The organism is Collinsella sp. LCP19S3_B11 (assembly GCF_052121915.1).
Taxonomy (GTDB): Bacteria; Actinomycetota; Coriobacteriia; order Coriobacteriales; family Coriobacteriaceae; genus Collinsella.
This window is the reverse complement of the sequence record NZ_JBQKDI010000007.1, coordinates 21,881-44,693: the sequence shown is the minus strand read 5'-3', so window position 1 is coordinate 44,693 and position 22,813 is coordinate 21,881. Positions and strand designations below refer to the sequence as shown.

At 61.6% G+C, this 22,813-nt stretch carries 19 protein-coding genes and 1 tRNA gene; 4 read left to right on the top strand and 16 right to left on the bottom strand.

The features are described 5' to 3' along the window. Nucleotides 1–3: 3 nt before the first annotated feature. From obgE to ACTQV4_RS05290, 16 genes are all read right to left on the bottom strand, one after another. Nucleotides 4–1,470: a GTPase ObgE gene (obgE, locus tag ACTQV4_RS05365; protein WP_441569448.1), complete on the bottom strand. Its 1,467-nt coding sequence runs from the start codon at nucleotides 1,468–1,470 to the stop codon at nucleotides 4–6. Between the two features lie 85 nt (nucleotides 1,471–1,555). Continuing rightward, a complete protein-coding gene (rpmA, locus tag ACTQV4_RS05360; protein ID WP_154516202.1) occupies nucleotides 1,556–1,813 on the bottom strand; it encodes a 50S ribosomal protein L27 in 258 nt (85 codons plus the stop codon). A gap of 33 nt (nucleotides 1,814–1,846) precedes the next feature. Continuing rightward, nucleotides 1,847–2,221, bottom strand: coding sequence for a 50S ribosomal protein L21 (rplU, locus tag ACTQV4_RS05355; protein ID WP_035138585.1), 375 nt, complete (start codon nucleotides 2,219–2,221; stop codon nucleotides 1,847–1,849). 67 nt (nucleotides 2,222–2,288) lie between these two features. Further along, nucleotides 2,289–3,101 carry a TIGR03936 family radical SAM-associated protein gene (locus tag ACTQV4_RS05350; protein WP_441569447.1) on the bottom strand — a complete coding sequence of 271 codons (813 nt, stop codon included), beginning with the start codon at nucleotides 3,099–3,101 and terminating at the stop codon, nucleotides 2,289–2,291. Continuing rightward, a complete protein-coding gene (locus ACTQV4_RS05345; RefSeq protein WP_441569446.1) occupies nucleotides 3,098–4,975 on the bottom strand; it encodes a TIGR03960 family B12-binding radical SAM protein in 1,878 nt (625 codons plus the stop codon). The genes ACTQV4_RS05350 and ACTQV4_RS05345 overlap by 4 nt, the downstream gene beginning before the upstream one ends. 9 nt (nucleotides 4,976–4,984) lie before the next feature. Then, nucleotides 4,985–5,914 carry a YcjF family protein gene (locus ACTQV4_RS05340; RefSeq protein ID WP_441569445.1) on the bottom strand — a complete coding sequence of 310 codons (930 nt, stop codon included), beginning with the start codon at nucleotides 5,912–5,914 and terminating at the stop codon, nucleotides 4,985–4,987. Between the two features lie 18 nt (nucleotides 5,915–5,932). Continuing rightward, nucleotides 5,933–7,159 (bottom strand): FtsW/RodA/SpoVE family cell cycle protein, encoded by a 1,227-nt coding sequence (locus tag ACTQV4_RS05335; RefSeq protein WP_154516190.1) that lies wholly within the window; start codon nucleotides 7,157–7,159, stop codon nucleotides 5,933–5,935. A gap of 9 nt (nucleotides 7,160–7,168) precedes the next feature. Next, nucleotides 7,169–9,238 (bottom strand): penicillin-binding protein 2, encoded by a 2,070-nt coding sequence (mrdA, locus tag ACTQV4_RS05330; RefSeq protein ID WP_441569444.1) that lies wholly within the window; start codon nucleotides 9,236–9,238, stop codon nucleotides 7,169–7,171. 13 nt (nucleotides 9,239–9,251) lie between these two features. After that, nucleotides 9,252–9,818: a hypothetical protein gene (locus ACTQV4_RS05325; RefSeq protein ID WP_427726912.1), complete on the bottom strand. Its 567-nt coding sequence runs from the start codon at nucleotides 9,816–9,818 to the stop codon at nucleotides 9,252–9,254. 12 nt (nucleotides 9,819–9,830) lie between these two features. Further along, nucleotides 9,831–10,772 (bottom strand): rod shape-determining protein MreC, encoded by a 942-nt coding sequence (gene mreC / locus ACTQV4_RS05320; protein WP_441569443.1) that lies wholly within the window; start codon nucleotides 10,770–10,772, stop codon nucleotides 9,831–9,833. Between the two features lie 78 nt (nucleotides 10,773–10,850). Further along, complete coding sequence (locus tag ACTQV4_RS05315; RefSeq protein ID WP_006236061.1) at nucleotides 10,851–11,882, bottom strand: rod shape-determining protein; 1,032 nt, start codon at nucleotides 11,880–11,882, stop codon at nucleotides 10,851–10,853. A gap of 127 nt (nucleotides 11,883–12,009) precedes the next feature. Continuing rightward, complete coding sequence (locus ACTQV4_RS05310) at nucleotides 12,010–13,314, bottom strand: tetratricopeptide repeat protein (RefSeq protein WP_427726917.1); 1,305 nt, start codon at nucleotides 13,312–13,314, stop codon at nucleotides 12,010–12,012. Nucleotides 13,315–13,326: 12 nt separating this feature from the next. Continuing rightward, a complete protein-coding gene (locus ACTQV4_RS05305) occupies nucleotides 13,327–13,869 on the bottom strand; it encodes a peptidylprolyl isomerase (RefSeq protein WP_154516178.1) in 543 nt (180 codons plus the stop codon). A 105-nt stretch (nucleotides 13,870–13,974) separates the two neighbouring features. After that, nucleotides 13,975–15,129: a zinc ribbon domain-containing protein gene (locus ACTQV4_RS05300; RefSeq protein WP_441569442.1), complete on the bottom strand. Its 1,155-nt coding sequence runs from the start codon at nucleotides 15,127–15,129 to the stop codon at nucleotides 13,975–13,977. Nucleotides 15,130–15,343: 214 nt separating this feature from the next. Next, entirely contained in the window at nucleotides 15,344–18,061 is a 2,718-nt protein-coding gene (locus ACTQV4_RS05295) for an HAD-IC family P-type ATPase (RefSeq protein WP_441569441.1), read from the bottom strand. A 75-nt stretch (nucleotides 18,062–18,136) separates the two neighbouring features. Next, nucleotides 18,137–18,213, bottom strand: a tRNA-Arg gene (locus ACTQV4_RS05290). Between the two features lie 203 nt (nucleotides 18,214–18,416). Between ACTQV4_RS05290 and aroF the strand changes: the two genes are divergently transcribed. Genes aroF through aroA form a run of 4 tightly spaced genes read left to right on the top strand, consistent with a single transcriptional unit; the run spans nucleotide 18,417 to nucleotide 22,813 of the window. After that, entirely contained in the window at nucleotides 18,417–19,439 is a 1,023-nt protein-coding gene (aroF, locus tag ACTQV4_RS05285) for a 3-deoxy-7-phosphoheptulonate synthase (RefSeq protein ID WP_427794404.1), read from the top strand. A gap of 3 nt (nucleotides 19,440–19,442) precedes the next feature. Next, nucleotides 19,443–20,357 carry a prephenate dehydrogenase gene (locus ACTQV4_RS05280; RefSeq protein ID WP_441569440.1) on the top strand — a complete coding sequence of 305 codons (915 nt, stop codon included), beginning with the start codon at nucleotides 19,443–19,445 and terminating at the stop codon, nucleotides 20,355–20,357. Between the two features lie 36 nt (nucleotides 20,358–20,393). Beyond that, the gene (gene aroB, locus ACTQV4_RS05275; RefSeq protein ID WP_441569439.1) at nucleotides 20,394–21,500 is read left to right on the top strand and encodes a 3-dehydroquinate synthase; all 1,107 of its coding nucleotides are present in this window, start codon (nucleotides 20,394–20,396) and stop codon (nucleotides 21,498–21,500) included. After that, the gene (gene aroA, locus ACTQV4_RS05270) at nucleotides 21,494–22,813 is read left to right on the top strand and encodes a 3-phosphoshikimate 1-carboxyvinyltransferase (protein WP_441054287.1); all 1,320 of its coding nucleotides are present in this window, start codon (nucleotides 21,494–21,496) and stop codon (nucleotides 22,811–22,813) included. The genes aroB and aroA overlap by 7 nt, the downstream gene beginning before the upstream one ends.

The window sequence follows — 22,813 nt, the reverse complement described above, 5'->3', positions numbered from 1 at the left end:
GGCTTACTCGCCCTCCGGGGTCTCAATAACGTCGACATCGGTAGCGCCTTCGGAGCCCTCGGCGACATGAGCCACGTCTGCATCCTCGGCCGCTACGTCAATAACCTCAACGCCAGCATCCTCGAGCTCGTCCTCGAACTCCAAGAAGTCCTCGGCGCCCTCAAAGTCAAAGGCGCGCTGGCAAATGCGAACCTCGTCGCCCGCACGGCAGCCGGCCTTCTCGAGCGCGTCGTCGACACCCATGCGCGCAAACTTATGCTGCAGATAGATGACAGCTTCCTCGTTTTCCCAGTCGGTTTGGATAACCATGCGCTCGATCGCGCGACCAACCACGCGGAAAGCACCGGGCTCTTCCTCAACAATGCGGAAGCGCTTCTCGCGCTGCAGACGGCGACGCTCCCACTCCTCATCGCGCAAATCAACAGACTCATCAGAGACCGCAAGCTCCGCGCGGAGCTTAGCCACCTGCTCGCCCACGGCAAGCATCAGGGTGTTGAGGCCGGCACCCGTAACGGCGGAAACGGCAAAAAACATGTGGCCGTCGTCGAGCGCCGCGCGCTTAAGGTCGGCAATCTTGTCGGCCGTGCCCGGCGCATCGCACTTGTTGGCGACGACGATCTGCGGGCGCTCCGAGAGCTCGGCACCATACTGCTCGAGCTCACGGTTAATGATGCGATAGTCCTCAACCGGATCGCGATCCTCAAAACCGCCCGTCATATCGACAACGTGCATAATCAAAGCAGTGCGCTCAATATGGCGCAGGAACTGGTGACCAAGGCCCTTGCCTTCACTCGCACCCTCGATGAGACCCGGTACGTCGGCAACGACGTAAGAATATTCGCCGGCACGCACCATGCCCAGATTGGGCACGAGCGTGGTAAACGGGTAGTCGGCAATCTTGGGACGAGCGGCACTCATGCGCGCAATGAGCGAGGACTTGCCCACCGAGGGAAAGCCCACGAGCGCGGCATCGGCCATAAGTTTCATCTCGAGCTCGATCCAGTGCTCCTCGGCAGGCTCACCCAGCTGGGCAAACGCGGGCGCGCGGCGCACCGACGTCACAAAGTGGGTGTTGCCCAGACCGCCGGCCCCACCGGGCGCCACGACAACACGCTCGCCGTCGTGCACCAGGTCGGCAATCTCGAACATCGGGGTCTGCGTCTCGGGATCGAGTTCGCGGACTACGGTGCCCATGGGAACTTTCAAAATCAGGTCCTCGCCGCTCTTGCCATTGCGACGGGCGCCCTGGCCGTGCGTGCCGCGCTCGGCACGGAAGTGGTGCTTAAAGCGGTAATCGATCAGTGAAGACAGCTGAGCATCGGCCTGGATGACGACATTGCCGCCACGACCGCCGTCGCCGCCATCAGGGCCGCCCTTGGGAACAAATGCCTCGCGCCTAAACGACATGCATCCGGCTCCGCCGTCGCCGCCGCAAACGTTAATGCGGCTGATATCGGTGAACTGTGACAACAGAATCGCCTCCTACAAAAAAGAGGGAGACCCTTGAATCCTAAAACTCAAGTGCCTCCCACATATGTGCTCTATGAAGGGTGAATTACGCGTTCGCGAGCGGGCGTACGCTGACCCTGTGCTTGATACCCTTGTGGAACTCAACGGTACCGTCGACCAGCGCGAACAGCGTGTCGTCCTTGCCACGGCCAACGTTCGCACCCGGGTGGATGTGCGTGCCATGCTGACGGACGAGAATCGTGCCCGTGGTTACCGTCTGGCCGGCGAAGCGCTTCGTGCCAAGGCGCTGACCGCGGGAGTCACGGCCATTACGGGAGGAACCGAGTCCTTTTTTGTGTGCCATTGTGTATACCTACTCTTTCGTTACGAGTGTAATCTACTCGGCGACGGGAGCCTCGGCAACAGCCTCAGCCTCTGCCTTGACAGCCTTCTTGGCGCGGGAGGTAGCCTGAACCTTCACGATCTTCAGCTTGGTGAGCTGCTGACGGTGACCCTTCAGACGACGATAGCGCTTACGCTTGTGGAACTTGAAGACCAGCTGCTTCTCGCCCTTGAACTGCTCAACGATCTGAGCGGTAACCTTGGCCTTGGCCAGCTTGTCGGGATCGGTGACGATCTTCTTACCATCGTTGAGGAAGATGACCGGCAGGGTGACCTTGTCGCCCTCATTGCCCTCGATCTTCTCGACGGTGATGACATCGTCGGTGGCGACCTTGTACTGCTTGCCGCCCGTGTTAACGATTGCGTACATGTTTACTTGCCCTTCATGCATCAGTTAGTGCAACAGCCGAATATAGTAGCAGGCGATAATACCCCCGTCAACGAGTATGTGGAGCAAATCCACAAGTTCGCACAGGTATGGGGCTGACGAGTCGGCCCTCGTCGTCTTCGCATGCTTGATTCTGACGCTCGACATCGTAGGAGCAGATGGTCACGAGGTCTTGCATACCGGTGGAAACAATAGGTGCATCGACGCCCGGGGTCAAGCCCTGCAACAAAACATCAGCAGCAGAAAGCAAAATTTCCGGACGCATGGAGCCCTCGTTGTCGGCATGGGTGTCGAGTATGAGCACCAGATGGTCCGGGCGCTCCCCCGCCTTAAGCTCGTAGCCCACGAGCGTATGGTCCAAGTCCAGGCGCTTGCTCTTTTTGCCGCGCGCATAGTCGATGCCGTGGGCCGCACGCAACGTGTCAATCGCGGCGCGCACCTCATCGGCGCTCACGGGTGACTCAGGGTCCAGGTGCAGGTCGATGCGGTACGACAGGCGCGTGAGCTGGGCCGTGAGCGCCGGCGTGCGCACGTCGATGTAGGCGGCCTCGATGGGCGCCAAATCGGCCGGAGATGCCGCGGCCAGTCGCCCAAAGGCCTCGTCGAGCGCGACGAACTCGGTCATAAACAGGTCATACCACTCGCAGGTCGACGACGTGCCCACGGGCAGCGCCGACGAAAAGCCCACACGCATGTGCGGCGAGAAACCCTGCGTGACAGCATAAGGCAGGCCCGCGCGACGCACGATACGCTCAATGGTATGGATTAGTTCCAAATGGCCCAGGTACTTGAGACGATCGCGCTTGCCGTAGCGAACGCGAAGCCTAAAGAGCGTGGGGCTGTCGGTCAAGCGCTCACTCATGCGCGATCACCCACCAATACGTTCTTGGCGTGGAGCGTGGGGCAGATTCCGCAGCCGGTGCACGACGTGCGGGTGCAGTCGGGCGTCGTGACACCCTCCAGCGAGCGACGGTATTCGCGCTCGAGGAAGCCGCGCGAGCAACCGGGGCTCACGTGCTCCCAGGGCAGGTGCCAGTCCAGCTCGTAGGGCAGATGCACGAGCTCGTTGAGGTCGATGCCGTTTTTGGCCGCGGCCTCCTTCCAGTTATCGAGCGAAAAATGCTCCACCCAGGCGTCAAAACGCGAACCGGCACGCCAGGCATCGATGATGACCGGCGTCATGTCGCGGCCTGCACGAGACAGCGCCGCCTCGATAAGCGAGGTCTCGGCATCGTGGTAGTGCACGCGGACCGCACGGTTGCGAACGCTCGTAATGAGGAGCTTCTGGCGGCGTTTGACGTCGTCGTAATCGAGCTGCGGGCACCACTGGAAAGGCGTGGCGGCCTTGGGAATAAACACCGACACCGAGATGGACACCGAGATGGAGCCGCGGCGCGCCTTGGGTACCACGGAGCGGCCGAGTTCCAGCACGTGATCGGCCAGGTTGGCGATGGCCACGATATCCTCATCGCGCTCGCCGGGAAGACCCATCATAAAGTAGAGCTTCATGCGGTTCCAGCCGGCCTCGAAGGCCGCCTTGGCCGCGCGGTCCACGTCCTCCTCGGTCACGTTCTTGTTGATGATGTCGCGCATGCGCTGGCTGCCGGCCTCGGGGGCAAACGTCAGGCCGCCCTTCTTTTCGCCGGCGACCGACTCGGCCATATCCACGCCAAACGAATCCAGGCGCTGCGAGGGAATGGACACGCGAATGCCCGTATCCTCCAAGCGGCGGTTGAGCCTGCCAAGCACGTCGCGGATGCAGGAGTGGTCGGTGGTCGAAAGCGAGGTAAGCGACACCTCGTCATAGCCGGTCTTTTCCAGACCCTGGATCACCGAGGACACAATCTGGTCGGCCGAGCGCTCGCGCACCGGGCGATACGTCATGCCGGCCTGGCAAAAACGGCAGCCGCGAGCGCAGCCGCGCAGGATCTCGATAGACAGGCGATCGTGAACGAGCTGCGCATAGGGCACGCACGACTGCGACAAAGGATTGGTAGCGCCAAAGTCCTCGACGACGCGCTTGTAGACCACCGGCGCGACGTCCTTACCCTCACGCGGCACGGTATAGCCGTGCGGTGAGCAGGGTTCGTCATAGCGCACCTCGTACAGCGACGGCACGTAGGTACCGGAGACGGTCGCGAGCCGCTCGACAATCTGGGCGCGCGGGACGCCCTCGTCACGCAGGCGGCGATGCAGGTGGCAGATCTCGAGCAGCGACTCCTCACCCTCGCCAATCAGGATGGCATCGAAGAAGGCCGCATACGGCTCGGGGTTATAAACCGAAGGTCCGCCGGCGACGACGATGGGATCGTCCTCGGTGCGGTCAGCAGCCAGCAGCGGAATGCCGGCGAGGTCGAGCGCCTCGAGAAAGTTTGTCACGGCCATCTCGTGCGGCACGTGCATACCGACGATATCAAACGAGGCCACGGGCGCTGCGCCCTCGAGCGACAGCAGCGGGATACCGGCCTCGCGCATGGCATCGCCCATATCGGGCCACGGCACATAACCGCGCTCACAGGAGATGCCCTCGGCCTGGTTAAGGATGTTGTACAGGATGGCGATACCCTGGTTGGGCAGGCCGACCTCGTACACGTCCGGGTAAATCATGCAGCAACGATAGTCGGCATCGGCCTTGGAGAGCGTACCCCACTCGTGGTCGATATAGCGACTCGGCTTTTCGACCTTCGCGAGCAGCGGCTCGATCAAATGAAAACAGTCTTGGTATGGAACGCGCAAAAGAAACCCCTAAGCAGCGAGATCGGATGCATCCTCAAAAGGATTCATGGGACGGGTAGCGCCGGCAACCGTGGTCACCAGGTCGCGGACGCGCGAGAACGTGGCGGCAACCACCTCGTTGGCACGGCTGTAGTCGATATCGCGCTCGTAGAGAGACACGAGCGCACGACCCATGCCATAGGTGCCGACGGCGGCGATCAGTGCCTTGACGGCAAAGCCGATATGCGGCGTCTGCTTTACCAGGGCGCGAGTGACGGCGCGCATTACCAAGCCGCCGGCAAGCACGCCCGCGACCTCGTAGCCGCGCTCGGGCTTAATGCCGCGTCCAAAGATGGCCGCAAGCTCAAAGAGCATGCCAACCTGTGCCAGCGCCATAACGGGATAATCGGCCCCCGGCAAAAACACCAGCGCGCCCGTCGCCATATTGGTAAGCGCGCACGAGGTGATGATGCGGTTGGCGGCGGCGATGCGCATAAAGGCAAAGTTCGCCGCAAAGGCCGTCTCCTTTTCCGTACGGTCCAGGATCCAGCGGGCGAGTGTCTCGAGCAGATACGTCTTATCGGTGGCCGCTACCACGCCGAGCATGGGCGTGGACTCCTGGATAAAAGGCACCTCGACAGCGGACTCGGCCAGCACGCACACGGGCGCGCCGGCAATGACGAGCTCCTGCACGGCGCTCTCAAGGCGGTCGGAACCGCACGAAAGCACCAGCACCACGTCGGTATCGGTCTTGGGGACGATACGCTCCTCACCCAGGCGCTCAACGCGGACAATACCCGAGGTCGTCTGCGGCACAAAGGCATCGCGCACCGTCTCGACCAAAAAACGCGAGGCGGTCGAATCCAGGTAGACCGAAACGCGCACCGGCGTATCGGAATCCCTCTTGGTGGTCGCGCCCATTTTAAAAGCGCGAGTCAGCTTTTCCACGGGAATCTTCATGGCAAACCCCTCCAGCGGTTACGCGGCGCCCGAACGATGCCGCCATATGGATTGTACGATACCCACCGTCAACAACTGGATCATCATCGACGACGAACCAAAGCTAATGAACGGCAGCGGAATACCGGTAATCGGCATCATGCCAATGCACATGCCGATGTTCTCAAACGTCTGAAATGCCCACATGCCGACAATACCCACGCATGACAAGCGTAGAAACAGTGACTCGCACTTAAAGGCGACGCGAATCGTCGAGAAGATGAGCAGCACGTACAGGCACAGCAACAAAAAGGAACCGCAGAAGCCGAACGTCTCTGACAAAAAGGCGAAGACGAAGTCGGTATGGAACTCGGGCAGAAAGCCCCCGGCCGACTGCGTCGCATGCCCCAGGCCCTTACCAAAGAAACCGCCCGAGCCGACCGCGATCAACGACTGCTGCAGGTTGTACGCATCGTCCGAATCGGCGTTGTCGGGATCGATAAAGACCGTCAGACGATTCATCTGGTACTGCTTAATGAGCACATCGTGGCCGAGCAGCGAATCGAAGACCGAATCGAGCGCCAGGACGAGCGCCACCAAACCCACGAGCAGAGCCAAAGTCGACAGCACCCATTCGCGGCGCGCACCGCTCATGCAGATGACGATGGCGCCCGACACCAGCACGACCAGACCCGAGCCCAAATCGCCCATGGCGACGACGGCCAAAAACGGAACGGACAGCATGCCGCAGAGCTTAATGTAGTCGCGAGCGGTATCGATGCGCCCGTTATACTGCGAGCCAAGCGTGGCCATAAAGAAGATGGTGATGAGCTTGGCAAGCTCAACGGGCTGGAATGTTAAACCGATACCGGGAATCTTGATCCAACCCGTCATTCCCAAGCCGCCCGTGTAGGACAGGCCCGGAATCTTAGGCGAGAAGATCACGATGAGATCGATGACGAGCAGGGCCGTCGAAAAGTTGGAAATGCCGCGCAGGTCGGTGCGCCAGACGAGCACCGCCAGCACCGCGCCAATACCGATACCCAGCAGGTGACGCGAGAACGAGGCATCGGCTTTAAACTGCGAGGCGGACCAGATAATAATGGCGCCATAGGTGACGAGCGCCACAGTCGCCAACAGCACGCCGACGTGCACCTTTTGGCGAAACGTTCCGCGCGATGCGGAAATCTGCTTGTTGACGCGGTCCAGGCTGCTGCGAGAGCCGGTTTTGGTTGAGCGGAACAGGTCCGCCGGCGAAAAGTCCATCGCAACCTCCTATCGAACCGAGGAATCGCCCGTGGCCGTCGACGTGTCGGGCTCGTCATAAATCGCACCGAGGACATCGCGCACAACGTGCAGCGCGGTATCGGAGCCGCCACCGCCCTGTTCCAAGACAGTGGCGATCACGTACTTGGGATCATCGGCCGGCGCGTAGGCGCAAAACCACGCGTAATCGTCCTCGCCGCTCTTCTCGCCCGTGCCGGACTTGCCGTAGACCGTAGGGGTCAGGGAGTTAAAGTGCGCGGCGGTCGAAGTCGACGCCGAGTAAATCACATCGTGCATGCCGTTGCGGACCAGCGCAAGATCGGCATCGTTGTTAATTTGAGCCTCAAGGCGCTTCTTTTTGCCCTTGCCGTTGTACTTGTAAGCATCGCCGTCGCCATCACGCGAGACAGCAGACAAGAACACATGCGGCACATACTGTTTGCCGCCGTTGGCAATACCCATGTAGGCGCAGGCCATCTGCAGCGGTGTCACCAGAATGTCGCCCTGGCCGATGGCGATGTTGGTCATATCGCCGGCATTCCACTTGCGGTCCTCGGCCGAGGCGTCGGTAAAGTACGACTCTTTCCACTCGGCATCGGGAATGCGGCCCGCGCCCTCACTCGGCAGGTCGATGCCGCAGGTCTTGCCCAGGCCCCAACGGCGAAAGACCTCTTGCAGGCCTTCGGGATGCTGGTCGTTGTAGAAAAAGGCCTTGCCCATATCGTAGAACACGGGGTCGCAGGAGTTGGCGATACCGGACTGCAGCGTCATCGTGCCGTGGCCGGAGTGCAGCCAGCAGTACTTTCCCCAAGATTTGCCCAAGCCGGTCCAATATCCCGTGCAGTTGGTCGTTTGACTCGAAGTGTACGTGCCAAATTCGAGGCCAGCCAACGCCGAGAGGGGTTTGATGGTCGAGGCGGACATGTACTGGCCGCTAATGGCGCGGTTGAGCAGCGGATGCGAGCCCTCGTCATCGTTAAGCTCGGTCCACACGTCATTGGAAACACCGCCGATAAAGACAGAAGGATCAAACTTGGGTTCGCTTGCCATGCCCAAGATCTCGCCGTTGTTGGGGTCAAGGCACACCACGGCACCGTTGCCGGCATTGCTATGGCCCGTAGTCTTGGCAAGCTCAATGGCATTCGCCAGAGCCGTCTCGCAGGCCTGTTGAATCTTAAGATCGAGCGTAAGCTTAATGTCAGAACCGGCCTTGGCGGGAACGGCGCCGGCTTGACCGGTAACGTTACCCGAGGCGTCAACTTTCACGGTCTGCTCACCGCGAATGCCCTGCAGCAGATTTTCGTAGTAAATCTCTACGCCCGCCTGACCCACAATATCGCCCGATTGATACGAGATCTGGCCAGCCGCGCTTTCGTTGCCGTCCGACGACTTCTTGTTCTGCGCCTCGAGCTGCTCGGAGGTAATGGTGCCGGTATAGCCCAAAATATGGCAGGCGGTCTCGCCATACGGGTACTGGCGCTCGGTGCGCTCGGCGATCTTCACGCCGGGAAACTCACCGGCGTGCTCCTGAATGTAGGCGACGGTAGAGCGGCGCACGTCAGTCGCGATCGTATGCAGGCTCTGCGCGCCCTCGGAATTGTCCTGGATGTTGCGCAGCACCGCGACATACGGCATGCCGAGCACGTTGGCAAGATGACGCACCAGCACCTTGTCGTCGGCAAGATCGCGATAGGCGACGACGGCGAGCGAGGGGCGGTTTTGCACCAGTGCGACGCCGTTGCGGTCCAAGATGCGGCCACGCACGGCCGGCGTGGTAACGGTACGGGTCTGATTGTTCTTGGCCTGCTTGTCGTAGTAATCCGACGAGACCATCTGCATGCCCCACAGCTTAACGGCAAGCGCGGCAAACATGGCACCCACGCCCGTGGTGAGGATGGAAAAACGGCCCTTGAAGGCCGTGGCGGCCGTATTGCCCTCGCCCTCGGTGGCGCGCGGTGCCGTTCCGTGCTGTGTGTCGTAGGTAAAGCGGGAGTCGCCGCGGCGCATGATGACCAGCGCGACCACAATGGCCACGACCAGCGCGATACCGGCGACAACAACCGTCAACTGGGAAGACATCTATAGGCCTCCCCTATTTGAGCTTACGGGTCTTGGGCTTAAAGCGCATACCCGTCTGACGCCCACCGCGCGCGGAGAACCCATAGCCAGACTGCGGAGCGGCACCGGACATCAAAAACGGAATGGCAATCAAGCCCGTCAGGATCGAGGACGGCAGAGCGTGCCCAAAGATGGCCACCACAAAGCTCGTCTCCAGACCCATAAACAGCAAGATGATGCTGTAGACCACGTTGATGGCAAGCGCAAAGGCGCCCACGGTAACGCCGCGCGCGCTCGGCGAGCCGCCCGTCTGACCAGCCGCGCTGTGCACCAAAGCAAAACTGCCCACGGTCAGCAGCAGCGACATAACGCCCACCGGCACGGCGGCGGAAAGGTCGTAAAACAGACCGCTGCAAAAGCCGCACACGACGGCACGCGTAGGGTCGCCCGAAAACACGCTCAGACACACCAAGATGATCATAAAGTTGACGCGGCCGCCCGCGATGGAGATTTGCGGTGCCAGTCCCGCCTGCAGCAGCACGCAGACGATAGCGGCGATTGCAAAGGCGCGGGAGCCAGTCCCCTGCTCGTGTAGATCCATGGACATGCCTCCCTATTCGCTCGATCCAGAATCGGACGCTTCGGCCGTGTCGGAATCATCATCCGATTTCTCGTCCTTAGACTGAGTCGCGGCATCGCGCGACGTGCCCTGCGGGGTACTATTGGCCGAGCTCACGTCATCGTCCGAAGCCGACTGCTCGTCGGTGAGCGAGGTAATGACGAGCACTTCCTCATTGTTCTCGGCCGTGGTCTGCGCACGCACCACAATGGTGTAGTACACGTCGTTAGCCGACTTCTCGACCGAAGACACGGTGCCGAGCGGCAGTCCCTTGGGGAACACGCCACCGATGCCCGAGGTCACGATGATATCGCCCACCTTAACATCGGAGTCGACGCTCACGTACTCAAGACGCAGCGTGCCATCGGGCTGGCCCTGTAGCATGCCTTGTGCGCGCGTGTCCTGCACCATGGCGGACACACCAGAGTTCTCGTCGCCAATCAGGCGCACGGTCGATGTCTTGGCCGAAACCTCGATAATCTGGCCGATGACGCCGGCCGAGCTCGTCACGGGCATGTTGATGGTAAGCCCGTCGGCAGAACCCTTATCGATGGTGACGGTCGACGTCCAGGCGTCACCCGAGGCTCCGACAATACGAGCCGCAGTGGACTTGAGGTTATAGGTCGACTGCAGGCCCACAAGACCCTCAAGACGCTCAGCGGTCTTTTGGGCCTCGGAAAGCTCCGCGACCTTGGAAGTGAGAACCTCGTTTTGCTTTTTAAGGTCGTCGAGCGACTCCTGCGAAGCGGTGAGGTTGGAGAAAACGTTGCCGATGGCATTGAATGGCGCCGCCACCGCCGAGCCAACAAAACGCACCGGAGAGGTGATTGTCGTGACGCCCGAGCGCACGGCATGTATCGGCCCGGCCTCGCCCTCTCGAATGTAAAACGTGAGCAGCAACACAGAAATCAGGCTGAAAACAACCAACGGGCGCATACCCGTTGATTGTCGTTTGGTATTCAGATTTGAAGAGAAACCCGAAGATCGTGCCAAATGGAATCCACCTTTTGGAAATTAAGCATTGGTCTGGACGAAACCGCCGTCAAACGCGTTGGCCTCGAGCACGCGGGCGCAACCGTTTACGACGTTGTCGAGTGCCGTGGGGCTCACGTTGACCGAAACGCCTGTCTCGTCGCGCAAGCGGACGTCGAGGCCGCGCAGCAGCGCACCGCCGCCGGTCAACAGAATGCCGTAGTACATAAGATCCGAGGCAAGATCGGGCGGCGTGGCGTCGAGTGCGTCCTTGACGGCCTTGGCCATCTCGTCGAGCGGCTTATTGAGCGCACGACGAATCTCCTCGCTCTCGATGCGCACGGTCTTGGGCAGGCCCGTGATCACGTCGCGGCCATTGACCTCGACGTCGAGCTCGTCCTTGAGCGGCACGGCAGAGCCGACCTTAATCTTAATGTCCTCGGCCGTGCGCTCGCCGATGGCCAAATTGTAGGCATCGCGAACATGCGTGAGGATAGCCTGATCGAACTCGTCGCCGGCAATGCGGATGGACTGCGACACGACGATACCGCCCATGGCGATAACGGCGACCTCGGTGGTGCCGCCACCGATATCGATGACCATGGAGCCGGTCGGCTCCTCGACAGGCAAGTCAGCACCGATAGCCGCGGCCATAGGCTCCTCGATCAGATAGGCCTGGCGGGCACCTGCCTGAATCGTAGCCTCGAACACGGCGCGCTTCTCGACCGACGTGACACCAGAGGGAACGCATACGACGACGCGCGGACGAGGGGTCCACGGATAGCGCTTCTCGGAAGCCTTATCGATAAAGTAGCGAAGCATGGCCTCGGTGACATCGAAGTCGGCGATGACGCCATCCTTAAGAGGACGCACGGCCACAATGTTGCCGGGCGTACGGCCAAGCATACGCTTAGCCTCGATACCGACTGCAAGGATGCGCTCATCGTTTTTGTCGATGGCGACGACGGAAGGCTCGCGAATGACGATGCCCTTGCCGCGCACAGAGACAAGCGTATTGGCGGTGCCGAGGTCGATGGCTAGATCGCCCGCATAGCTACCGAAGAACATGTCCATCAAAGAAAACAACGCAACTCCTGATGTGTTGGATGATTGCTGGAAAACTACTAGCCCATCATACTAGCGCAAGCCCGGCACCTCACTTGCGGTGAAGCACCGGGCAGCGCCAAATCTCATAAGGTCACTACTGGTTGTCAGCGGCCGAGAAATCGATGTCGAGCGAAGATACCGCCCAGCCGATATGGTTGTCGGAGCGCACGAATTTGACGGTATATTCCTGCTCGCCGCCCTTGGACAGGGAAGCCTTCACCTTCGCGGTGGTCTCGGTCATGGACTGATCCATGCCCTCGATGGAGACGGTGGCGCCCTGCGGGATCGAGGAGATAATCATCGCCTTGGCGTCCTCGGACAGGCTGGAGGCCAGGCAGGACTCGGCCTTGGCGGTATCACCGTCGCCGGCAGCCTGGAACAGATCGGTGATGACGGACTCCTGCGAGGGAATACCCATGCCGCGCGTGTAGGCAAAGCCCAAACCGCCCGCGGCAAGAACAATCAGCAGAAGCAAAACCAGGAAGACCTTGAGGCCCGTATGGCGATGGCGACGACGGACCTTGGCCTGCTTGCGGTCCTGACGATCCTGCTGGACCATCTCGGACTCGGACAGCGTAAAGAAGCCCGTGTCGGACGGATCGGGCATAAACTGGCCAGTGGCACCCGTGGGATCGAGCGAATCGACAGCAGTCGTATCCATGGCGGGCGCCGGGGCCGTGGCCATGGCGGTCTGGGCCGAAAGCGCGGCAAGTGAATCGTGCACGCGGGCAAGCTCATCGGCCTGCTCGGGCGTGAGCTGATAGATGCCGTCGGCGGTGGCGGCATTAAAGGCATCGAGCGCCTCGGAAGGACGACCCGCGGCAGAAAGCGCCTCGCCCATACCCGCGTTAAGCGCACGCGTGTCATCGCGCGGACCGGCAAAGTCGATGGCCGTGCGGTAGGTCTCCACGGCGTCCGCCGGTCGGCCAAGTTTGATGAAGCAGCGGCCGAGTTCGCCAAGGGCGGCCGCGGGGGCTGGATTGGCGCCATCGATGGCGGCCTGGCGGAAGGCAGTACCTGCATTGGCGAAATCGCCCGACTGGAACAGCGCGTTGCCAAGACCCAGATAGGCCTTAAACGGCGTGGCATAGGAAGCATCCTGCGTTGCGGCGGAGAACGCCTGGGCTGCGGTCACATAGTCACCCACGGCAGCGAGCGCCTTGCCGCGGTTGGTGAGCAGCGCGCCGCGCTTTCCATAGGTGCCGTCGTTGAGGGCAGCCGCGTACGCCTCGGCAGCCTCGGCATACATACCCAGGTGCATCAGAGCGTTGCCACGCAGATGGTCGGCCTCGCCCATGATCTCGCTGGGGGTCTTTGCCGCACCGAGCATCTGAGCGGCAGCGGAAAAGTCGCCCGCACGATAAGCGGCTCGACCCTGTTGAATCAACTGGCTATTCAAGGAAGTCCCCTTTTACTCGTGAACGATCTCGACATGGACGATCTCGTCGCCGGCACGCAGCTGCGAAATCACGTCGAGGCCCTCGACCGTGGTACCAAAGACGGTGTAACCGGAATCCAGATTGTGCTGGGCACCCAGGCAGAAGTAGAACTGGGAGCCCGCGGAATCGGGATCCATGGAACGTGCCATGGCAAGCGCACCGTCCACATGGCTGTTGCGCGGGTTGGTGGCAAACTCTCCCTTGATGCAGTAGCCGGGGCCACCGGTGCCGGGCATACCGTCGGGGCCCTCAAGGCCGGCGGCGACGTCAGCGCCGGACATATCGCGGGTATTGGGGTCGCCGCCCTGGATCACAAAGCCGGGCACATAGCGGTGAAACTTAAGGCCGTCATAAAAGCCCATGGTGGAAAGCTCGCAGAAGTTCGCCACATGGATGGGAGCGCCCTCGCCGTCAAATTTGACCTTGATCGTACCCTTCGACGTCTCGATGATCGCACACTCGTCACCAGCGAGCTGGTACTCGGGCGTATAGAGCTCTTTCTTAAAACCAAACATGTGGTTCCTTCCTCGTGCGTTTAAAGCATATTTGTACGAATTGTAGCAATAAGCACAGGCTTCCATCAATTGCGCACGCAGGTTATGCCGTCGGAGGGCAACAAATTACGAACGCGGCTGCGGCTTCCAGGCGCTCACATTGGCATCGTACTGGTTAAGGGCGCTGTTGCCGCCCTGTGCGATGGGCGCCAAGATTTCACTCTGGCGTGCGCTCAGCGACTCGCCATCGGGAATGGACAGCGAGATATCCCAGCTCTGGCAGATCATGTCGACGCGCTCGTACATCCACTCGGCAAGCTGCTTGAGGTGCTCGATATCCTCCGCGTAGACGGTATCATCTTGCACCTTAAGGTTGTTGAGCTCGTCTTGGGTATTATTGATCTGGTCGCGCAGGGCATAAGCGCTCTGCGACAGCTCCTGACGCGTGGAGAGCGGCGTGCGCAGGTACCCGCTGTTAAACGAGTCGACAACCTCGCCGATCTGATCATCGTCGCCATACGACACGATGGTCTGATACAGACCGTCGAGCTTGGTATAGAGCTGGTCGTCGGAAAGGACGGTCTCCTCCTGGACCACCTCGGCGGTATCGTCGGACTTGGTCTCTTCCTCGGTAGCCTCGCCCTTCTGGCGCGAGGGGAACGTCGTCTTGGCGGCCTGGCCAAACTGGTCGTAAAAGCCCGGCATAACGCCCATGGGGTCCGACGTCACAAACCAATAGGCACTGCCGCACACGGCAGCGAGCAACGCGATGACGATGAGCGGCTTGGGAATACGGCGCTTGTGCTTGTGGTAGGCATCCTCGTCAGGATGCACCTTGCGCTTGGGTTTTTGATTTTTGGACTGAGCGTCGTCACGAAGGGACACCGGCAGCGGGATATCGACCTTGGGAATGCCAAAATCCCTGTCGAAAGCCGGCAGCACGCAGGTCTCATTGGGATCGGCGGCATCGGAAAGTACCGCGGCGGCAGAGGCCGGCGCATGGGGCACCTCGGTATCGATCTGCTCCTGCGTCAGGCGGGGAAAACCAGCCGTGCGCCCAGCAGCCAGGTCGGATGCTGCCGCATCCTCGGAGAGAATGCCCGGGGCAGGGCGCCCGCACTTGGAACAGGTACGGTCATGAGGCGACAGACGGGCACCGCAGCCTTCGCAGAACACAAACTCGGTGTGCTCGGGGCCATCGCCCGGGCCAACATAGGTATTGCAATAGGGGCAGAACGAGGAGCCGTCCTCTATGGTCTTGAGACAATGCGGGCAAATCACGGCATCCTCTTTTCGGAATCATTCGAACAATCGAGGTTAGAGCATAACATCGCTACGCCCCTAAAGGCACAGGGCACCAATTCAACATCGCAGGGTAGCTAATTTGGGACGGGGCTTTTTAGCTGCCCTGGCCGCCAATCGGCCAAATAGATCGCGTCATCAGCCGGGTAGCTAAAAAAGCCCCGTCCCAAATTAGCTACCCTGTGAGGTGCGGTTACTTCTTCTTTTTGCTCGGCATCGAAACCTTAATGCCCTGCGCGGACTTGGTCACACGCGAGCGCTTGGCGCCCGCGCCCTTCTTTTTCTTGGGCTGGGTCTTTTCCACGCCCTCGAGCGCTCGGGCCTCGGCCTCGCGAGCCGTACGCTCCTCGCGGCGCTGCGCCATGTCGGCGGCGACGCGCTTGGCAAAACGCTCGGCCGTCGAGCCCGTCGAGCTCACCTTGCCGCCACCGCGGCCCAAGCGAACGCGCACGCCGCGGCCAAAGCCAGTGGCGGCATGACGGCGACGCGGCTTAAGCGAATCCATCATCGTGGCGAGTTTAAAGAACACGCTGCAAGTAAAGACCACAATCACCAAAAGGATAATTGCCTCGCCCATCGACAAGTTGGCGATAGACAGCAGCTCGGGAAATCCGATAACGCCCACCAAGATGCCGACGACGACAAATACAAAGAGCATCACGCGCAAGGGTGTGAGCGGCTGCGAGATACGCCAGATCAGGCTCACGCTTGCCGCACACGACGTGAGAAGGCACATCGTCGACAGCGTGAGCTGGCTAAAGCCAAACACGCGCGCCACAAAGATGTCGAGCGCCGCGGCCAAAATGACTGCAACCGACGCCGGCAGCGCGCGCTTGAGCACGTTGGTCAAGAATGACCCCTTCACGCGTGCATTGTTGGGCTCAAGGCCCAGCACAAAGCCCGGCGCGCCGATGCAGAAGAAGTTAATAAGCGTCATCTGGATAGGCTCAAAGGGATACGGCGGCAGCGCGATGCACAGTGCCGCCAGGCCCATCGAGAACAGCGTCTTGGTCAGGAACAGCGAGGCCGAACGCTGCAGGTTGTTGATGGAGCGACGGCCCTCGGCCACCACGGCGGGCATCGAGGCAAAGTCGTTATCGACCAGCACGATCTCGGCCACGTTGCGTGCGGCATCGGAACCGGCGGCCATGGCCACGGAGCAGTCGGCCTCTTTGAGCGCCAGCACATCGTTGACGCCGTCGCCCGTCATGGCAACGGTATGGCCGCGACGCTTGAGCGCCTGCACGAGCTCGCGCTTCTGCTGCGGGGTCACGCGGCCAAAGACGTGATAGCGGTCCACCGCCGCATCAATCTTGGACGGCGTATCGAGTGTCGTGGCGTCCACATAAGCGTCCGCCCCCGGCACGCCCACCACGCGTGCGATCGACGACACCGTACGCGGGTCGTCGCCACTGATCACGTTGAGGGTCACACCCTGCTCATTAAAGTAGCCGATGGTCTCGGCGGCCGAAGTGCGAATCTCATCGCGAATGGTCACAAAGCCCACGGGCTCGGCCTCGCCCACCATATCGCCATCGGGCGTAAAGCCGTCCACACGGGCCACCACGAGCACGCGGCAGGTGTCGGCAAGCTCGGCCACACGATTTTCGACCTGCGCAAAGATACGCTCCGAAAGCACAAATTGCGCCGCGCCCATCACATAGGAGCCCTGCGCAAACGAGGCGCCGCTCCACTTTTTGGAGGACGAAAACGGAATGACCGACAGCGGCTCGGACACCTCGACCGGGCGGTCGGCGTAGTAGTTGAGCAGCGCCTGGCAGGTCTCATTGGCATCGGCCGAGGTCGCGCGCGCGACATTGGCAAGCGCAAAATCGAGCACAGTAGTATCGACGGTGACAGGTGCCTCGTCCGAGGCCAAGCCCACGCCCTCAACGGGCAACGGATAGGTGCCCTCGACCTCCATGCGACCCGACGTGATGGTGCCGGTCTTATCCAGGCACAGTACGTCGACGCGCGCGAGCGTCTCGATGCAATAGAGCTGTTGCGCGAGTACCTTGCGACGTGCCAGGCGTACCGTCGCGATGGCAAGCACCGACGAGGTCAGCAGCACCAGGCCCTGCGGAATCATGCCCAAAAGAGCACCCACCGTGGACAGCAGCGCCGACGAAGGCACGCGACCGGCCAGCAGCTCGGAAAAGCACCACGAAAGCGCGTTATCGCCCGGGGTACCGGCGGCGTCCCACAACCCACTTACACTCGAGGCGAACAAGGCCAGACCAAGCGGAATCATGATGACGCTCGCAAAGCGCACGATGGCGTTGAGCGCGTTCATGATCTCGGAATTGACCTTTTTGACGTACTTGGCCTCGTTGTTAATCTTGGCCACGTAGTTGTCGGCGCCGACATGGATCACACGGGCGCGCAGCAGGCCCGAGTCGATAAAGCTGCCACTCATGAGGTCGGAGCCGGGCTGCTTCTTAATAAGGTCGCTCTCGCCCGTCAGCAGACTTTCGTTAACGAGCGCCTCGCCCGATACCACCACGGCGTCGGCAGGTATCTGGTCCCCGCGCCCCAGACGAATGATGTCGTCGAGCACGATCTGGTCCAAGTCGAGCTCCACCTCGGCGCCATCGCGCACCGCGATGGCCTTCTTTGAAGTGAGGAGCGTGAGCTTGTCGACCATCTTTTTGGAGCGCATGGACTGGATAACACCGATGGCGGTGTTGAGGAACACCACGAACAGGAACGTCAGGTTCTTAAACGATCCGGTCATAATGACCAAAATCGCTAAAACCACGTTGATCAGATTGAACAGCGTGCAGAGATTTTCAATGATAAGCTCACGAACCGATTTGGTCTTGAGCTCCATGTTGCGGTTGATCTTGCCGGCGGCAATACGCTCCTCGACCTCGGCGGTCGAAAGTCCGCGCTCGATATCCGTCGTTGCCATACCACGTCCCATCACGTCGCATCGGTATAAGAAAACCGCCCGGACCATACGAGGTTCGGACGGCCTTGCTCTCTATGGTGCCCCATGTTGGATTCGAACCAACGGCCTTCTGCTCCGGAGGCAGACGCTCTAATCCCCTGAGCTAATAGGGCCAACGGTTGGGATTATACCCAAGTGCGCCATGAGCTAACAACATAACAGAAAAAGCTTTGCAATTACGTGGGAGACGAAGCGCAACGGCTCACTTTAGGACGAAAAAGTGAAATAATTAGTATAAACTCTCATGCACCATATGATACGGCTCGCACTGCGGGCCGTTTTTGCAAGGGTTATCCATCGAGGTGAGAGGCACACCATGATTGCAATTTTAAAGCAGAGCGCCAGCGATGAGGCCATCGGCCACATCGTCAGCTGGATTGAGAAGAAGGGTCTCAAAACCGACGTGTCGCGCGGCGAGAACGAGACCATCATCGGCCTGGTGGGCGATACGACCAAGATCGACCCGTTCCTGCTCGAGTCCATGGACGTCGTCGAGCGTGTGCAGCGCGTCTCCGAGCCGTTCAAGCGTGCCAACCGCAAGTTCCACCCCGAGGACTCCGTCATCGACTGCGGCCACGGCATCAAGATCGGCGGCGACCAGTTCCAGGTCATCGCCGGACCCTGTTCCGTCGAGGGCGAAAACCTCATTCGCATCGCCCGCCGCGTAAAGGCCGCCGGCGCCACCATGCTGCGTGGCGGTGCCTACAAGCCCCGCACCTCCCCTTACGCCTACCAGGGCATGGGCCCCGCCGGCCTGGACCTGCTATGCGAGGCATCGGCCGAGCTCGACATGCCGATCGTCACCGAGATCATGGACCCGCGCGACGTGCAGGTCTTCTTGGATAAAAAGATTGACGTCATGCAGATCGGCGCCCGCAACGCCCAGAACTTCCCCCTGCTCAAGGAGGTCGGCAAGACCCAGACCCCGATTCTGCTCAAGCGCGGCATGTCCGGCACGATCGACGAGCTGCTCATGGCTGCCGAGTACATCATGAGCGAGGGCAACGATAACGTCATCCTGTGCGAGCGCGGCATTCGCACCTTCGAGACCCGCACCCGTAACACCTTCGACCTCAACGCCGTGCCGGTGCTGCACCACCTGTCGCACCTGCCCGTCGTGGCCGACCCCAGCCACGCCACCGGCTACACCCGCTACGTTGAACCCATGGCGCTCGCCGCGACCGCCTGCGGCGCCAACGGCCTGGAAATCGAGGTCCACGACGAGCCTAGCCGCGCGTGGTCCGACGGCGCTCAGGCCCTCACCCCCGACCAGTTCGACGACACCATGCGCCGTATCCGCGCCATCCGCGAGGTTGTCTGCCAAGAGACCATGGAGTAGCCCATGGGTACGGTAAGAAACGCACGCGTTAACCAGGGCGGCCCCAAATGCGCCGGCATTGTGGGCCTGGGTCTGATCGGCGGCAGCTTTGCCCGCGGCTATGCGCAGGCGGGCGTCCGCGTGCTGGCCTGGGACCCCGACGATGACGTCATGACGGCCGCCAGCATGGGCACCGTCGCCGGCGAGATCAACGACGAGACGCTCGGCGAGTGCGACATCATCGTGCTTGCCTGTTACCCCGAGGCCTGCATCGAATGGCTCGAGGCGCACGCCCAGGCACTCGCCGACGCCACCGATACCGAGGCCATCATGGGGCCCGTGGTGATTGACACCGTGGGCGTGAAGGGCATCGTGTGCGAGCGTGCCTTCGAACTCGCCCGCGAGTACGGGTTTTACTTTGTGGGCGCGCACCCCATGGCGGGCACCCAGTACTCGGGCTACGCTCACTCCCGTGCCGACCTGTTCCAGGGCGCGCCACTCGTGCTCGTGCCGCCTGCAGTGGACGATGCGCTCAAACTGGAGCTTTTAGGCCAGGTGCGCGAAATGGTGCGCCCCTTAGGGTTTGGCAAGTTCAGCGTGACCACCGCCGCCGAGCACGACCGCGTGATCGCCTTTACGAGCCAGCTCGCGCACGTCGTCTCAAACGCCTACGTCAAAAGCCCGACTGCCCAGGTTCACCACGGCTTTTCGGCCGGTAGCTACCGCGACCTTACCCGCGTGGCGCACCTCAACCCCCAGATGTGGTCCGAGCTCATGATCGACGACGCCGACGCGCTCGCCTTCGAAATCGACCATCTGATCGAGTCGCTTGGCGCCTACAGCCGTGCGCTCAAGGACCGCGACCAGCGTTATCTTGAGAATCTCCTTGCCGAGGGCGACCGCATCAAGCGCGCGCTCGACGACGAGGCCACCCACTAGACCACCTATCACGCCAGGTCGAAAGGACCAAAGCTTATGGCGATTACCATCGATATCGACACCGCACGCCCCTACCAGGTGCACGTCGGCACGTTTTTGCTGGAGCAGGCGGGCCCGCTCGTGCGCGCCACCGCCGGCGGATCGCGCGCCGTCATTGTGACAGACACCAACGTGGGTCCGCTCTACCAAATGCCCGTTAAGCAGAGCCTGGAGGCTGCGGGCTATACGGTGAGTGTCTGCACCTTCGAGGCCGGCGAGGCCCACAAGCGCGCCGAGACCTACATTGCCATCCTGGAGTTTGTGGCCGAGCACGAGCTTTCGCGCTCCGACGTGATCGTGGCACTCGGCGGCGGCGTTGTAGGCGACGTGGCTGGCTTTGTTGCCGCCACCTACATGCGCGGCTGTAAATTTGTGCAGATGCCCACGAGCCTGCTCGCTATGGTTGATTCGTCGGTGGGCGGCAAGACGGCCATCGACCTAGCAGCCGGCAAAAACCTGGCCGGCGCCTTTTGGCAGCCGAGTGTGGTTATTGCCGACGTGGGGTGTCTCGCCACCCTCACGCCCGAGCAGTTTGCCGACGGCTGCGGAGAGGTCGTCAAACACGCCGTGATCGCCGACCCCGAGCTTTTCACCGAGTTGGAGAAGACCCCGCTCACGCTGGAGCTCCTCAACCGGGACGTGGCCCGCGTGGCGCTCATCATCGCCCGCAATATCGACATCAAGCGCGCCGTGGTTGTCGCCGATGAGCGCGAGACCAACCAGCGCAAGCTGCTCAACTTTGGACACAGCGCCGGACACGCTGTCGAGGCCTGCGAGCACTTTGAGCTGGGACATGGCAACTGCGTGTCGATCGGCATGGGCATCATCACGCGCGCCGCAGCCCTGCACGGCATTTGCGACGCCGAGCTGCCCGGCCGCATCGAGGAGCTCTGCGCCCGCCACGGGCTTAAGACCCGCTGCGAGCTTTCGGCCGACGCCGTCTTTACCGAGGCGCTGCACGACAAAAAACGTGCGGGTGACACCATCGACCTGGTGATTCCGCACGGCATTGGCCGCTGCAGCATCGACCGCACGCCGCTTTCCGCCTTTCATGATTTAATTGCCGAGGGCCTCGGCCAGAAGGGAGACGCCTCCGCATGCTAGCCCGCATCACTCCGTCCCCACTCAAGGGCACCGTCCCCGCCATCGCGTCCAAGTCGATGGCGCACCGCCTCATCATCTGCGCCGCCCTTGCCAACGGAGAGACGCATGTGACCTGCAACACCACCTGCGCCGATATCGAGGCCACGGTGCGCTGCCTCACGGCGCTCGGCGCCCGCATCGAGACCGTCGAGGATGGCTTCCAAGTCCATCCCACTATGAAGAGTATTGAGTTCGGCCTGCTCAAGGCACTTGCCGGCGGCACGCTCGACTGCGGCGAGAGCGGCTCCACGCTCCGCTTTATGCTGCCCGTCGCCTGCGCGCTGGGGGCAGAGGCCACGTTTGTGGGCCAGGGCCGTCTGGGCGCCCGCCCGCTCTCCCCGCTCTCCGACGAGATCATCGCCGCTGGCTGCGACCTGCAGGGCCTGGGCGGTTTTCCGCTCAAGACAAGTGGCCGCATGCGCCCGGGCACGTTTATCCTGCCGGGCAATGTGAGCTCACAGTACATCTCCGGCTTGCTGCTGGCGGCCCCGCTGCTGGCCCAGCCCTCCTGCGTGCAGGTGACCGGCCTTATCGAGAGCCGTCCCTATATCAACCTGACCATCCAGGCCATGAAGGCCTTCGGCGTCGAGGTCAACGTCGAGCGCATCCCCGCCAAGAATGGCAAGCCCGAGGTCACGAACTTCCGCGTAAGCAGCGGCTCGTACCGCACGCCCGGCAGCGTGGCTGTCGAGGGCGACTGGTCCAACGCCGCCTTTTGGCTGTGCGCCGGCGCCATCGGCTCCGACCCCATCACCGTGGAGGGCGTGTCGCTGAGCTCCGCCCAGGGCGACCGCAACGTGCTTGCCGCGCTCTCGCGCTTTGGCGCCCGCATCGTGCGCTCCACCAACGCCGCCACCGTGCAGTCCGATAAGCTCGCAGGCTTTGAGATGAGCGCGCACGACATCCCCGACCTGGTGCCCGTTATCTCTGCCGTGGCATCGCTGGCACAAGGCCGCACGTTCATCCGCGATTGCGCCCGCCTACGCATTAAGGAATCCGATCGCTTGGCTACCACCACCCGTGAGCTCACCGCGCTGGGCGCGCAGGTGCGCATTGCCGGTGACGACCTCATCATCAAGGGCGTCGACGCCTTTACCGGCGGCGAGGTCGATTCGCACAACGACCACCGCATCGCCATGATGGCCGCCATCGCTGCAAGCCGTGCCACCGGAGAGGTCGTAATTCACGGCGCCGAGGCTGTCAACAAGTCCTATCCCGATTTCTTTGACCACTACCGCCTGCTGGGCGGCAAGGTCACGCTCGAGGAGGAGTAG